Source organism: Methanolinea sp. (assembly GCA_030055515.1).
In the GTDB taxonomy this organism is placed as follows: domain Archaea; phylum Halobacteriota; class Methanomicrobia; order Methanomicrobiales; family Methanospirillaceae; genus Methanolinea_A.
On sequence record JASFYI010000001.1, the window covers coordinates 652922 to 666502 of the forward strand.

Genomic DNA, 13581 nt, shown 5'->3' on the forward strand with positions numbered 1-13581 from the left:
TCCCCGAGGGCTCTCCCATTCTACCGTTCGCCGTTCTTTTCGCCAAAGAATGTAGATGCGGGGAGCCTGAGCGTCGCGTGGAATGACTTTCCGGGATATACCTCCCGGAAGAGTTCAAGCCTGCAGCTCTCCAAACCGAACCTTGCCCCCCGATCGTGTGCCTCCTCGCATGCCTTGTAGAAGGAGAGGAGAGCTCCGCACGGATCTTCGCTGGACAGCACGGGGACAAGGAGAGAGATAAGCTTCTCCCCTTCCCCCTGAGGGAGGGAGAGGGGTTTCCCATCGATGTGGAGGACGGATTCCTCCACGCGATACGAACCGCCCAATTCGAACGAGAATTGGAGTGAAATGTCCGTCCGGTGGAGACCCCGGAGGCTCGTGGTGACGAAGTTTGCGAGGAAGTCGTGGAACGCGGAGAGATTCTCTTCCCTTTCTTTTTTCAGGAACGAGAGGGCATCGTCCCTCGTCTTTTCCGGGAGCGACGCGTCGCGGGAGAGTGCCGATATCACCGCGTCCCTCTCCCTGATGTGCGCCACCATCCGGCGGAGGTGCACAAGGTTCTGCCAGAAACGCACCTCGTGAACGTTCGGGTGGATTGTCACGTCCCCTGACCCGCGGGCCTCGTCCCCATCCATCCTACTCTTTCTTTCCCTTGTTGTTCTTGTCCTTGTTCGATATCTGCTGCATCAATTCCTTCCTCTTGAGGTGTTCCCTCACCTCGTTGAAGATGAGGATGAAATTGAAACCCACCACGACGATGATGAGGGTCGAGCTCATCCAGAAAAGGGGCGTGATTCCCTGGACGATGAATGTCGTCGCGAGGAGTAAAGCGACAAAACAGATGAGGTAGAAGAAAATCCAGGGGCGGATGGTCATGATGTCCATAGCTTGACTCTCATGTATCGTTCTCCTCCAATATAGGTTTAGGGTTCCCGCTCCACCCGCCGCAGGACCCTATTTTCGAAAATTTTAGGAGAATTTACCAGAATGCCTATTCTTCACTGGAGAATGGTTCCATTGTTCCAGCTCGTGACCGGAAAACCACACGAACGTGGTCCAGCGTATCCGCACGGGAGGAGATCTCGCAGTCTTGCAGCGCACCGTTCCGTTTTTATGTTACCTTGGAGCATACTCTGATTGTACCATGTCCGGCTCCTCCCGCCTCCTCGCTACCGCACACCATACGCTCCATGAGAGGAGGGACACCGTCAAACTCTTCATCATCGCCACGTTTGCAGTCACCTCCCTTGTCTTCACCCTCTTCCTCGTCGTCTCCCGCGACCAGGCTTTTGCGACGTCGCTCTACCCCCTCATCCCCCACCTCTACCTCATCCCCATCATCCTCCTCGCGCTCTGGTACCCGCGCCGCGGCCTCCAGATCACGATCCTCCTCATCGCCGCGATACTACTCCTCACAACGGTACTCTTCCTCGAGGGGATCGTGCAGAACCCCTTCATCTCCCTCTTGAATGCCGGGATGGACATCGCGATCTTCGTTGCACTCGCGCTGTACGCGAAGGACAGGACACTCGTCGAATCTTTCCTGCGGGGATTCTTCGAGCATTCCGGTCTTGGAGAGACATTCGAGGAGGCGATGGAGCACCCTTCCATCCGGGCGAAGATCAAGTTCGAGGGTGCGTTCGAGGATGTCGTCCGCGCCCTCCATAGCCCCGACGAGGAGGTGCGGGAGGAGGCGGCAAGGGCCCTCGGAGACCTCGGGGACAGCCGGGCTGTCGAGCCCCTGATCGGCCTCCTCTCCGACGAGAACCGGTACGTGCGCCGCGAGGCCGCAAAGTCACTCGGCAAGATCGGCGACGAGCGGGCGATCGTCCCGCTCATCAATGCACTCAAGGACGAGGACCGGTACGGGAGGGAGGGGGCGGCCGAGGGCCTCGGGGACATGGGGGAGAAGGCACTCCCCCACCTCCTCTCTGCCATGGAGGATCCCGACTGGCACGTGAGGATGGGGGCCGCAGTCGCCCTCAGGCTCATCGGGGACAAGAGGGCCCTCCCCGCCCTCACCCGTGCGATGCAGGACGAGAACCGGTTTGTCCGGCGCGAGGCCATCAAGTCCCTCGGCCGGATCGGGGACCACAGCGTCATCGACACGCTCATCGCCGCGCTGAAGGACCCTGACAGGAGCGTCCGCCTCCGTGCGGTGAGTGCCCTCTCGAAGTGCAACGATCCCCGCGTGGTCGAGCCCCTCATCGAGGCGCTCAACGACGAGGATTCGGGGGTTCGGCTGCGTGTCATCCGGGCACTCGAGGAGATCGACGACCCGAGGGCGATACAGGCGCTCAACAACACCATATAAAATTTTTGATTTGACCCCCGGCCCGTGGTGCCACGGAACATGCTTTTCGGTCCGATACGGGTAGGACGATGCAAATATTTATAAATAAGGAGGCTAATCTACACTTACGGGCTAACTGGAGGGATCCGTTAGTCCCGTGAGGTGTAGACTATGAAGAACGAAGGAAGGAAAGACGACGCGTTCACCGGGCTAGAGGCCGCGATTGTGCTGATCGCATTCGTGGTCGTGGCTGCGGTGTTCTCGTATGTGGTGCTCGGTGCCGGGTTCTTCACGACGCAGAAGAGCCAGGAGACCGTGTACGCGGCAACGAAGCAGGCGAGCGCGAACCTCGCGGAGTCCGGGCCGGTGGTCCTGCAAATTGATTCAAATGGGACATACGTAAAAACCATCAGCTTCAACCTGAAACCGGCTGCGGGTGCCTCACCGATGGATCTCACGAAAATTACCTATCACCTGACAACAACGGCACAGGATGTCCTCTACATTGACCAGAATGCCACGGGCTCGAGTCCGAAGATTTCAAGAATCGAGATCACCGGTGACCATGATCATCTGCTGGAGACCGACGAAATGTGGAAGGTTACAATTGATACGACCGTACCTACAGAGGATGTGCTCATAGGGACAAATGATCTCTTCTCAATTGAGATCAAGCCTGATGTAGGTGCTTCCTTACTCCTCCAGAAACACGCGCCCGCAGGATTTACTGCGAATTCTTACTACGAGGTGTATTGAGATGTCCCTAAGAATGAATGATTTGGAGAGGGCATTCACGGGCCTCGAGGCCGCAATCGTCCTGATCGCATTCGTTGTCGTGGCCGCGGTGTTCTCATACGTGGTCCTTGGTGCCGGATTCTTCACAACGCAGAAGAGCCAGGAGACCGTGTATTCGGCAACGAAACAAGCAACATCAAGTTTTGAGGTCATTGGATCCGTGTATGGGATCGCAATAACTTCAAACGCTGAAAATATCTCCTACATCAAATTCACAATTGGAAATACTGCGGGAGGGACTGCAGTCGACATCACCAAGGTTATTGTGGAATATACAGATGAGACAACCCGCTGGGGTGGACAGCCGAGAGATGCATCACCCGCAGGTTACGGTCCACCTGGATATGATCCAGCTACGAGTATATCCATTACTGAAGAGCAACTTAAAGATGCAACAACGCCGATGTGGGGCATCATCGAGAGGGTCAATGATGACGGGGACAATCTCCTTGAACCCGGCGAACAGTTTATCATCGGTATAAAGGTCCCCACAACTGCAGCAAGGAATGTTCCATTTACCGTCACACTCCAGCCTGCAAATGGAGCAGCATATCCCATTGTCCGGAGGGTTCCTGCGGGTATCGACGTGGTAAACATCCTCGGGACTTAAACAGTTCCATTTTTCCTTTATTTAATTTTTATATTTAGATATTAATTAATAGATTCATTGACAAAATAGGATGGTTAAATCAGTAAAATGGTTTACACATTGACAGTCTCATCCACTGAGTACATAAAAGATTGTTTGATACAGGTTAATTATATAAATAATTAAATTATAATAATATTTCACCAAAAGTAACCTTTAACTATTAGTTCCCTATAGAATCTAAACCATGGCAGTCAGTCAGTCACAGGTCGACCACATCATCGCCTCTGCCTCGTCCGACGACCCGGAGGTGAAGCTCCTCAAGCTCCAGGACGAGGTCGAGCTGCTGAAGACCTCCATTAAACGACTGCTCATAGACATCCGTGAGCGGATGAACGACCTCGAGAACCCGATCGTTTCCACCGGCGGCATGGGTTCTGAAGGCGACGTCTCCGCGAAGATGGCGAGCGTTCTCCGGGACACGTCGAGTGCCATCGAGTCCGCTGCCGGCGCCATAAAGTCGACTGCCGAGACGAAGAAGGGAGAGGAGAAGGGTGCTCCGGGAGAGAAATTAGAAGTTCCAGAAACGAAAACGGAATCCCAAGGTCCCTCCATCTCCTCCCAATCAATGGCAGTTGCACCCGAAACACATGCGGCACACCCGTCGGTGCAGCCGTCGAAATCCGAGGTCGACCTGCTCGCTGCACTGAAGTCCCAGCTTGCGTCCCTCCCGAAGGAGGAAGAGACCCCTAAGGCACAGGCAGGGGACAAGGTCAGGCTCCAGAAGGTCTTCCGGCTCTTCGAGTGGACCTCCCGCAACGTCAAGAGGTACGGGCACGACCGCGTCGACCTGATGCTCGATGCATATCACGCGATGGGCTACATCTCGGACAAGAACTGCAAGCTCGTAAAAGACATGGCGAGGCTCATGCCGACCAGCATCGGGGAACTGCACGAGATACGGGCAGACGAGTTCGTCTCCGAGCTGTACGAGCTCAACCACATCCTCAACCCGTCCGACTCCACGCTCGACCGCGACATGATAGAGGTCCTGATGGAGAAGAGGGAGGAGCGCGAGACGCAGAGGTTCCTCACCCCCGGAAGGCACCGCAGGGAGGATGCCAGCGAACAAGAGTATTTACCCTCGCGCGACAGACCGTAAGGCGAGATGTCCAGCGAGACCATCGTCACCGCCCTCTTTCTCATCAGTGCAGTGATAGCCGCAGGCGTCCTCATCAACGCGATATTTCCCGCCATCTACAGGACGGCTGATACTTTCGGGTCTGTCACGACACAGGCCGAGACGAAGATACGGACGGATTTCAGGATCGTGAATACCTTTGCCAACAGTACAGCCGTGAAAGTGTGGGTGAAGAACGTCGGGTCGGCACGCATCCATGCAAACGAGCTGGACAACGGCGATCTCTACGCCGGAAACCCCGGGAATTTCGAGCGGTGGTCGCTCAAGGGGTTGTACGACAGGGCCGAACTCGGGAATTCCTACTGGGACCCGGGCGAGACCCTGACGCTCACGAAGACGGATATCGGCTCGTACCTCGCGGGGAGCGACGACGTGTACGTGGCAATCGTCCTCCCGAACGGGGCGAGGAGGGAGATGAGCTTCTCGAAGTTCTCGAGTTAGCGTAAAGGGAAGACTCCGATGGCCGCTGCATCCCTCGTCGCAACCGCGTTTGGAATCATCGTCATCATCGTCACCGCGTACGTCCTCGCGGGCAGCACGCTTGTCACGAGCGAGGTCGTCTCCACGGCGCAGAAGGACATGACAGAAATCCAGCTCAAGATGCTCGGGACGTCGGTGCAGTACGTCGACAGCTCCCTCTCGCCCGGGACCGTGTACATCGAGCTCGGGAACAACGGGCGGGAACCCATAAGGGATTACCGCTACATGGATGTCTTCGTCTCCGACGAGATCTCGCGGGAATGGTTCCGGTTTCCCTACAGCGACTATCCACAGGTCGGGAGCTGGAGTATAGAAGAGATAAGGGACAATCTCATCTACCCAAACCAGTGGGATCCCGGCGAGACCATCAATATCTCCGTGAGGTATGCAGGTATTTCCCCATCCTACTTCAAGATAGTGACACCCAACGGGGTGGCACTCTCCCACGAAATCTGAGATGCGGTCCCCGGATTGTCCTCACGTCCGGTAAGGATCACTTTATATCAATATTACGATATAATATTCAGTACCACCCATGGCAGGGTCAGTGAGCGAAGGACTCTCGAGTCTCCTCGGGGGAGAGGACAAGAATATCCTCTCGACAGGCAACAGCGAGATCGACAAGAAGATAGCCGACGGCCTTCCCCTCGGGTCACTCACCCTGATAGAGGGCGAGAACGACACGGGGAAGAGCGTGCTCACCCAGCAGATCATGTGGGGGGCGATGAAACAGGGGTTCCGCGTCGATCTCTACTCGACAGAGCTCACGGCAAAGAGTTTCCTCACCCAGATGGAGTCCATGAGCCTCGACATATCGGACTACTTCGCGTGGGGCTACATCCGGCTCTTCCACCTCCACATGGTCGGCTTCAAGTGGACAAAGGAGGAGATGGACGGTATCCTCCACCGCATCGTGAACCACATCCGCCGGAGCAAGGCAGAGGTCGCGATCATCGACTCGCTCACGATGTTCACGGAGTATACCGACCAGGCATCGATCCTCTCGTTCCTGACCAACTGCAAGAACCTCGTCGACCATGGGAAGACGATCCTCATCACGCTCCACACGTACGCCTTCGAGGAGGACACCCTCATCAGGATACGTTCCATCTGCGATGCACACCTTCTCATGAAGAAGGCCCTCATCGGGGACAAGTACGTCATGGTCCTCGAGGTGATCAAGGTGCGGGGGGCCCGCAAGACCACGGGCAACCTGGTCTCGTTCGAGGTCCACCCCGGGTACGGCATGAAGATCATCCCCATATCGATGGCAAAGGTGTGATCACATGGCGTCGCTCACGGCAGCTCTCACGCTTCCCTTCAAGCCTGCAGAGAACACCGAGGACAACGACTGCGTGAACAACATCGAGGGGTGTGCACTCTACCGGATGCTGCCGGTCAACGCGAAGGAATACGTGAAGAAGGCACCGCACCTCCTCGAGTACCTCCACATCTTCCCCGTCGATGAATACGGGATCCCGCTCTTCTTCTCCGAGCTAAAAAGGGATCTTAAGTCCATATCGGATCCAAACCTCATCTACCCGGCGGACGACACGGTCTTCGTCCACATCTTCTTCGACCCTAACGACGTCCGGAATTACTACATCCCCGTCGACCCTTCCTTCATGCACAGCGTGAAAGACCTCCTCCCTGCAGTCGAGGTGAAGCTCGTCGACCTGCTCGATGCCCTCGAGGAGGACCCGGTCACCGACGAGGAGCGGGCCGAAGTGCTCAAGCGCCTCATCAGCCAGGTCCTCTACGTGAAGAAACCCGGCGAAGATGTCCCCCTGTTGACAGGGAAGACGAACAACAAGGGGTTCGTCGCGAAGATAAAGGATTTCCTCAACAAGGACCTCACCGCGAAGGAGAACCCCCACAGGGCCCTTGCCCTCGCGAACGTCCCCCAGACCCCCGACGGCAGGATCATCGTGACGCCGCAGGAGTACCGGGCAATCGAGTACCTCGTGATCCGCGACAAAATCGACGTGGGGCTCCTGAAACCCTTCATCAACGACAGGTACATCGAGGATATCACCGTCGACGGGGTCGGTCCCATCTTCGTCGAGCATAAGATCTTCAAGGGACTGAAATCGGTCGTCGGGTGGGATAACACCGAGGACCTCGACAACTTCGTCATCAAGCTCGCGGAGAGGACGAAGAGGCCCATCACGTACCGCAACCCCATCGTGGACGCGACCCTCCCGGACGGGTCCCGTATCAACATCGTTTACAGCACGGAGATCAGCCGGAAGGGGAGCAACTTCACCATCAGGAAGGCGATGGACGACCCGATCAGTATCCTGAAGCTGATCGAATTCAAGACGTGCGACTACATGGTCGCCGCTTACCTCTGGCTCTGCATCGAGAACGGGATGTCCCTCTTCATGAGCGGGGAGACTGCCAGCGGGAAGACGACGAGCCTCAACGCCCTCACGACCTTCATCCCGCCCGAGAACAAGATCGTGACCATCGAGGACACGCCCGAACTGCAGGTTCCCCACAAGAACTGGACGCGCGAGGTCTCCAAGGGCAAGGGGAGAGGTGAAGGGGAAGGATCTGACGTCACCATGTTCGACCTCCTCAAGGCAGCCCTCCGCCAGCGTCCAAACCAGATCCTCGTGGGTGAAATCCGTGGAGTCGAGGGGGCCGTCGCCTTTGGCGCGATGCAGACCGGCCACCCCGTCCTCTCGACGTTCCACGCCGCGTCCGTGGAGAAACTCATCCAGCGTCTCTGCGGGGACCCAATCAACATCCCCAAGACGTACGTGGACAACCTCAACATCGTGGTCATCCAGAGCGCGGTCAAGAGGCCGACAGGGGAGACGGTCCGCCGGATGCTGAGCGTGAACGAACTCGTCGGGTACAACCCCGAGACCCAGGGGTTCTCATTCGTCGAGATGTTCCACTGGGATCCCGTCACCGACACCCACGAGTTCACCGGGAAAGGGAGTAGTTACCTCCTCGAGAACAAGATCGCGACAATGCTCGGCATCCCGGAGCACAAGAAAGCCCTGATCTACGACGAGGTGGAGAAGAGGGCCCGGATCCTCGAGAGGCTCCACAAGGCGGGCTACACCGGGTTCTACGACCTCTACCACATGATCACGAAGATCAAGAAGCAGGGTCTCCTCAAGATCGATATCGACTCCATGTAGATGCCGCTGACAGCATTCGGGGAAAAGGTCCGGCGGGCCAACGCGGGAAAACTCCCCTTCCAAGATCTCTTTTCTTCCATAAAAGAGAGGATATCCAAAATATCCGAGAACAAGAGGATGGGGCCAGACCTCCTCTTCATGGTCACGTACATGGCCTCCATCACCACGGCGCAGGCGACGAGACCGGAGATATTCGCCTATACCGCCGCGCGGAAAGAGTACGTCCCCACGAAGTACATCGAGAGGGTCGAGTTCTTCGTCAAGCGCTGGAACTACAGCTACGTCCAGGCACTCTCCCTCATCGCGGAAAAAGTCCAGAACGAGATGCTGCGGAGCATGCTCCACAGGTACTCGAACTCCATCGAGTCGGGCGTCCCGGACGAGGACTTCCTCACGAGGGAACTTGCGACCATAAGGAGCGTCTACCGGAACGCGTACGAACAGGGGCTGGAGATGCTGAAAAAGTGGAGCGACGCGTACATCGCGATGCTCTTTTCGGCCACGCTCATCGGGATCATCATGATGATCTCGGTCGCGATCTTTGCGCCCGACGACATCCAGCAGACGCTCGTCTCCTCTTACGCCATCGTCATCGCCGTCTCCTTCTTCGGGATAGTGACGATGTACAGGTCCGTCCCGCAGGACGACAAGACGCACCAGCTCGAGAAGGGTTCGAGGGAACAGAACCTGATCCGGAGCCTCGAGAAGAAGATCGTTCCCATCGCCGCAGTGGCCGCGATCCTCCTCGCGGTCCTCACGGCGAACATCGGCCTCTCGATGCTCATGGTCGGTCTCCTCCTCCTCCCGCTCGGGTTGATCGGGTACCTCGACGACAAGAACATCATCGTCCGCGACACGGAGTTCACCACCTTCATCAGGTCGCTCGGCGCGGTGATGGGCGGGAAGGGCGTCACGATAAGGAATGCCCTCGCCGAGATCGACAGGAAATCCCTCGAGAACCTCGAGCCTTTCATCAATGGGGTCTACTCGAAGCTGAACCTCGGCCTCGACGAGAAACTCGTGTGGCAGCGTTTCATCTACGAGTGCGGGAGCAACCTCATCTACAAGTACCTCAACATTTTCCGCGACTCCGTGGAACTGGGGGGAAAGCCCGACATCATCGGGCAGATGGTGGGCTCCTCCATGCTGGAACAGGTTCTCCTGCGGGAGAAGAGGAACCACCTCGCGATGGGGTTCGTCATCCTCCTCATTCCCATGCACGCGATGATGGTCGGGATATTCCTCTTCCTCTTCCACATCATGATCAGGATGGCAGAAGCGATAGGGGGTGTCATCTCCTCCATGGGAACAGCGAGTTCTGCCATCACGCAGTCCGGAACCATCTCGGGGACCCTCGCGGGAGGCATCAACCTCTTCGTGAACTTCCCGCAGTACGAGATGGGAGTCTACACGGTCATCATGATCACGATCCTCACGCTCTCCAACATCATCGCAGGGAAGATCGTGATGGGTGGAGACCGGTACATTTACTATTTCTTCGCGAGCCTCCTCCTCGGCGTCACGGGGATCATTTATATCGTCGCGCCGGTAATAGTTGGTATGTTCTTCAATATTCCTACGTTCCAGGGGATCTAGAGCGATGCAGGAATCGACAACCAGGGTAATCCTCCTCGTCGTCATCATGGCATTCGGGACACTGATGCTCCTCTTCGACCTCCCTTTCTTTTACCTCCTCCTCGGTGCCGTCGCGCTCGCGTTCCTCGTCCTCCTCGTCACGGGAACGGTGAGGATGCCCTCGCTGAAAAGGGAGAAAAAGGTCGTCCCGGCCGGTGAAAAGCCTGCGAAAAAACCGTTATTCAGGAGAGAGAAGGAAGAGAAGAAACCCTCGCCACGGAAGGATGCGCAGGGCCTGCGGGAGTTCTTCTCTTCCCTCAAGAAGGCATTTGCCCTCCTTGGAAAAGACCTCGTGAAAACCCGTTCATCCCGCGCGGGCGAGCAGGAAAAGTCCAAGAAGATCGATACACTGCTCGACAAGACCGTGAAGGGCGAGGCAATCACATCGCTCGAGGACGTGATCCCCGAGGCCGCACCGGTGGAGAAGAAAAAAGAGGAGGACCCGTTTGCAGCCCTCGTCGGGGAGGACCTGAATCCCGACCTCCTTTCCGGAATCGAGGAAGCCCCCGAGTTTTCCATCCCGGGTGACGAGGATCTCGGCATCGATATTCCCGCACCGGTCGAGATCTCCGATTCGGAACCTGCCTCCGGAGAATCACAGGTTACCCAGATGGACCTCTCGCTCGCAGCTGAAGAGGAGTCCATCACCATCGACGAGACGAACGACGCGGACGAGGTGAAGGAGATCCTCGAGGCGCACAAGGACGAGCTCGAGATGGAGGTCCCCCTCCCATCCGAAGACCTGGTTGATATCGAGTCAATCGACCTCGAGGGGATAGAGATCGAGGGTGATACGACGCCTTCGCAGCCCGCAACACCTGCCGCACCGGCGAAGAGTCCGCCTGCCCCTGCCAAGGGAAGTGCAGCTCCTCCCTCCCCGAAACCCACGGGCGCGGAACCGAAATCCATTCCGTCGGCGCCGGAGCCCGAGATGGAGATGCTCTCGTTCGGCACGGGGAAGCGCGAGGACGACGACCTCATGGCCGCCCTCAAGACCGAGGTGAAGGCCAAGAAGAAGGGTGAATACGCGAGCCTCGTGAGGGATCTCAAGGATCTCAAGATAGACGCGGCGGACCTCCAGAAAGAACTCGAGGAGCTCCTGAAACCGAGGAAATCAGGGAAACTGTGACCCAAAGGTGCGTGCACGGACATGGCACTGGTTCCAGTCAAGCTTGAAAAGGACGGGAAATGGGTCGTCGGCAAGGTCGACCTCCAGCAGGATGCCATGACCATCGTGGAGCCCTTCAAGGCATCCATCCCCTACAAGTCGGTCATCGACCTCGAGGAGAAGAAGAACGTCCTCATCATCACCGTCAAGGGGGACCCGCCGTCCACCTACAGGATCGCGAGCGTGGAGAAGGTCCTCGCGGTGATGAAACAGTACATCGTCAGGTCGTGCAGTGCCTACAGGCTCATGGCATACTTCATGTCCCCCGCAGTGAGGGGTGGCGTGATGGTCACGAACGCGACGTGGGAGAAAGGGGCAATCGCGGTCCTCAAGTCGACGATATGGTTCGTGAGCCAGAACAAGCAGGTCTCGGTCGGCCTCAAGGAGGTCACGAGCATGGAGCTCACGAAGAAAGAGGTCCAGAAGAACCAGGTGGATGTCCTGAAGATAGACCACATGGAGAACTCGGATGTCGTGACAAGTTACGTCCTCTGCCCCCTCTCCACACTCCAGATACTCCTCAACTTCCTCAAGGACGCAACAAAGGACCTCGAGGTCACGGGAGAGGAGCTGGACCCGGTCGCCGCCCAGGTCGGGATGCTCGTCTACAGCGGGATGGATTCCCACGCGATCGAGAAGATGCTCAACATCCCCTACAAGAACCTCGATTCAATCTACGAAAAGCTCATCAAGCTCGGGATGGCAGAGGTCACGCAGGTGCGGCGGGAAGTCCAGCTCACCCCCAAGGGCGTCAGGTTCATCACCGAGTCCGTGAAACCCCCCACGCAGTGAGCAACGTGGTGTTTTCCCCTTCCCTGCAACATTAAATATATAAATTCTTCGTATTCACCTTTATAGTGGTCTCTATGGGGAGAATTCTGATAGTGGACGACACCCTCTTCATGCGCACACTCCTGAAGAATATCCTCTTTTCCGGTGGGCATGACATCGTGGGCGAGGCGGGCGACGGTGACGAGGCAGTCGCCAAGTACAAGGAACTCAAACCCGACCTCGTCACGATGGACGTCGTGATGCCCAAGGTCAACGGGATCGAGGCCTTAAAGGAGATACGTGCGTTCGACCCCAACGCGAAGGTCGTCATGTGCACGGCCGTGGGACAGGAACAGATGGTCAAGCTCGCGATCAAGTCGGGTGCGCGGGGATACATCGTCAAGCCGTTCCAGGCACCCAAGGTTCTCGAAGAGATCAATAACGTCCTGAATTCATGAGACGATGATCCGGGTTCTGGTCGTTGATGATTCCCTCTTCATGAGGACCATGATCAGGGACATGCTCGAGAAGGATCCCGAAATAGACGTGGTCGCGACAGCGGTGGACGGTGTCGACGCGCTCAAGAAAATCGGGGAGTATTCGCCCGACGTGATGACGCTCGACATCGAGATGCCGAGGATGGATGGCCTCGAAGTACTGAGGAGGCGCTCGCAGGTCCCCAACTTCCCGAAAGTTCTCATGCTCTCCTCGCTCACCTCCGAGGGCGCGGAGATGACGCGGACGGCGATGAGCCTCGGCGCGGACGATTTCATGCTCAAGCCGCGGGAGCCGGGTGCCGTGAGGGAGATCGGACGGGAACTCATCGAGAAGATCCGCAACCTCGTCAGGATCTCGTACGTGAAGCGGAAGGAGAGCCTGCCGGCCGCAATCGCCGACACGCTCGTCGTCATCGGGGCATCGGCGGGCGGGCCGCCCATGCTCGACGTCCTCCTCTCGTCGATTGAATCCCCCCTCCCTGCCGCGGTCGTCATCACGCAGCACATGCCCGAGGGGGGCTTCACCGCGTCGCTCGCAACCCGCTTGAACAGAATCTCTCCCATGCCGGTCAAGGAGACCGAGAACGGCGACGTACTCCTCCGAGGGAACGTCTACATCTCGAAGGGAGGGTACCACACGCTCATCGCGGCACACATCGGGGAAAACGGCACGCGGGGAGGGAGGATTATCCACTCGCAGTCCCCGCCCGTGCACAGTGTCCGGCCCGCGGTGGACAAGACGTTCCTCTCTGCTGCAACGACATTCAGGGAGAGAACGATATCCATTATTCTCTCCGGGATGGGATCGGATGGCGGCGAGGGGATGGCAGCGATCAAGCAGCACGGGGGCAAGACGATCGTCGCGAGGGAGGAGGACTGCCTCGTCTACGGCATGGCCCGGGCTGCCCTCTCCCGGAACTGCGTGGACAAGGTCCTCCCCCTCTCGCAGATCGGCAGGGAGGTCGCGAAGGTCGTGAAAGGGATGGTGAACTAAAGG

General features: G+C 57.5%; 15 protein-coding genes. 13 read left to right on the forward strand and 2 right to left on the reverse strand.

Annotated features, from left to right (window positions below):
- Positions 1-20: 20 nt before the first annotated feature.
- A complete protein-coding gene (locus QFX32_03510) occupies positions 21-635 on the reverse strand; it encodes a hypothetical protein (protein MDI9633106.1) in 615 nt (204 codons plus the stop codon).
- Between the two features lies 1 nt (position 636).
- Complete coding sequence (locus QFX32_03515) at positions 637-885, reverse strand: hypothetical protein (GenBank protein ID MDI9633107.1); 249 nt, start codon at positions 883-885, stop codon at positions 637-639.
- A gap of 259 nt (positions 886-1144) precedes the next feature.
- On the opposite strand from QFX32_03515, the gene QFX32_03520 reads away from it, so the two are divergent.
- The 13 genes from QFX32_03520 to cheB all read left to right on the forward strand — a co-directional run bounded on the left by QFX32_03520 (position 1145) and on the right by cheB (position 13578).
- Positions 1145-2314: a HEAT repeat domain-containing protein gene (locus tag QFX32_03520; GenBank protein ID MDI9633108.1), complete on the forward strand. Its 1170-nt coding sequence runs from the start codon at positions 1145-1147 to the stop codon at positions 2312-2314.
- Positions 2315-2464: 150 nt separating this feature from the next.
- A complete protein-coding gene (locus QFX32_03525) occupies positions 2465-3049 on the forward strand; it encodes a flagellin (GenBank protein MDI9633109.1) in 585 nt (194 codons plus the stop codon).
- 13 nt (positions 3050-3062) lie between these two features.
- Positions 3063-3698, forward strand: a complete 636-nt coding sequence (locus QFX32_03530; protein ID MDI9633110.1) for a flagellin — start codon at positions 3063-3065, stop codon at positions 3696-3698.
- Between the two features lie 226 nt (positions 3699-3924).
- Positions 3925-4839 carry a hypothetical protein gene (locus tag QFX32_03535; GenBank protein MDI9633111.1) on the forward strand — a complete coding sequence of 305 codons (915 nt, stop codon included), beginning with the start codon at positions 3925-3927 and terminating at the stop codon, positions 4837-4839.
- A gap of 6 nt (positions 4840-4845) precedes the next feature.
- Positions 4846-5319 (forward strand): flagellin, encoded by a 474-nt coding sequence (locus QFX32_03540; GenBank protein ID MDI9633112.1) that lies wholly within the window; start codon positions 4846-4848, stop codon positions 5317-5319.
- Between the two features lie 18 nt (positions 5320-5337).
- A complete protein-coding gene (locus QFX32_03545) occupies positions 5338-5814 on the forward strand; it encodes a hypothetical protein (protein MDI9633113.1) in 477 nt (158 codons plus the stop codon).
- Between the two features lie 79 nt (positions 5815-5893).
- Positions 5894-6640 (forward strand): ATPase domain-containing protein, encoded by a 747-nt coding sequence (locus QFX32_03550; protein ID MDI9633114.1) that lies wholly within the window; start codon positions 5894-5896, stop codon positions 6638-6640.
- Between the two features lie 4 nt (positions 6641-6644).
- Positions 6645-8513 carry a type II/IV secretion system ATPase subunit gene (locus QFX32_03555; GenBank protein MDI9633115.1) on the forward strand — a complete coding sequence of 623 codons (1869 nt, stop codon included), beginning with the start codon at positions 6645-6647 and terminating at the stop codon, positions 8511-8513.
- Positions 8514-10109, forward strand: a complete 1596-nt coding sequence (gene flaJ, locus QFX32_03560; protein MDI9633116.1) for an archaellar assembly protein FlaJ — start codon at positions 8514-8516, stop codon at positions 10107-10109.
- A gap of 4 nt (positions 10110-10113) precedes the next feature.
- Entirely contained in the window at positions 10114-11277 is a 1164-nt protein-coding gene (locus QFX32_03565) for a hypothetical protein (GenBank protein ID MDI9633117.1), read from the forward strand.
- Between the two features lie 21 nt (positions 11278-11298).
- Positions 11299-12108 (forward strand): CheF family chemotaxis protein, encoded by an 810-nt coding sequence (locus QFX32_03570; GenBank protein MDI9633118.1) that lies wholly within the window; start codon positions 11299-11301, stop codon positions 12106-12108.
- A gap of 74 nt (positions 12109-12182) precedes the next feature.
- The gene (locus QFX32_03575) at positions 12183-12545 is read left to right on the forward strand and encodes a response regulator (GenBank protein MDI9633119.1); all 363 of its coding nucleotides are present in this window, start codon (positions 12183-12185) and stop codon (positions 12543-12545) included.
- A 4-nt stretch (positions 12546-12549) separates the two neighbouring features.
- On the forward strand, positions 12550-13578 hold the full coding sequence (gene cheB, locus QFX32_03580; protein ID MDI9633120.1) for a chemotaxis-specific protein-glutamate methyltransferase CheB: 1029 nt from the start codon (positions 12550-12552) through the stop codon (positions 13576-13578).
- Positions 13579-13581: the final 3 nt, after the last annotated feature.

Coding starts and splice junctions, on each gene's coding strand:
- QFX32_03510 (MDI9633106.1), bottom strand. CDS start 635: ATGGATGGGGACGAGGCCCGCGGGTCAGGGGACGTGACAATCCACCCG.
- QFX32_03515 (MDI9633107.1), bottom strand. CDS start 885: ATGGACATCATGACCATCCGCCCCTGGATTTTCTTCTACCTCATCTGT.
- QFX32_03520 (MDI9633108.1), top strand. CDS start 1,145: ATGTCCGGCTCCTCCCGCCTCCTCGCTACCGCACACCATACGCTCCAT.
- QFX32_03525 (MDI9633109.1), top strand. CDS start 2,465: ATGAAGAACGAAGGAAGGAAAGACGACGCGTTCACCGGGCTAGAGGCC.
- QFX32_03530 (MDI9633110.1), top strand. CDS start 3,063: ATGAATGATTTGGAGAGGGCATTCACGGGCCTCGAGGCCGCAATCGTC.
- QFX32_03535 (MDI9633111.1), top strand. CDS start 3,925: ATGGCAGTCAGTCAGTCACAGGTCGACCACATCATCGCCTCTGCCTCG.
- QFX32_03540 (MDI9633112.1), top strand. CDS start 4,846: ATGTCCAGCGAGACCATCGTCACCGCCCTCTTTCTCATCAGTGCAGTG.
- QFX32_03545 (MDI9633113.1), top strand. CDS start 5,338: ATGGCCGCTGCATCCCTCGTCGCAACCGCGTTTGGAATCATCGTCATC.
- QFX32_03550 (MDI9633114.1), top strand. CDS start 5,894: ATGGCAGGGTCAGTGAGCGAAGGACTCTCGAGTCTCCTCGGGGGAGAG.
- QFX32_03555 (MDI9633115.1), top strand. CDS start 6,645: ATGGCGTCGCTCACGGCAGCTCTCACGCTTCCCTTCAAGCCTGCAGAG.
- flaJ (MDI9633116.1), top strand. CDS start 8,514: ATGCCGCTGACAGCATTCGGGGAAAAGGTCCGGCGGGCCAACGCGGGA.
- QFX32_03565 (MDI9633117.1), top strand. CDS start 10,114: ATGCAGGAATCGACAACCAGGGTAATCCTCCTCGTCGTCATCATGGCA.
- QFX32_03570 (MDI9633118.1), top strand. CDS start 11,299: ATGGCACTGGTTCCAGTCAAGCTTGAAAAGGACGGGAAATGGGTCGTC.
- QFX32_03575 (MDI9633119.1), top strand. CDS start 12,183: ATGGGGAGAATTCTGATAGTGGACGACACCCTCTTCATGCGCACACTC.
- cheB (MDI9633120.1), top strand. CDS start 12,550: ATGATCCGGGTTCTGGTCGTTGATGATTCCCTCTTCATGAGGACCATG.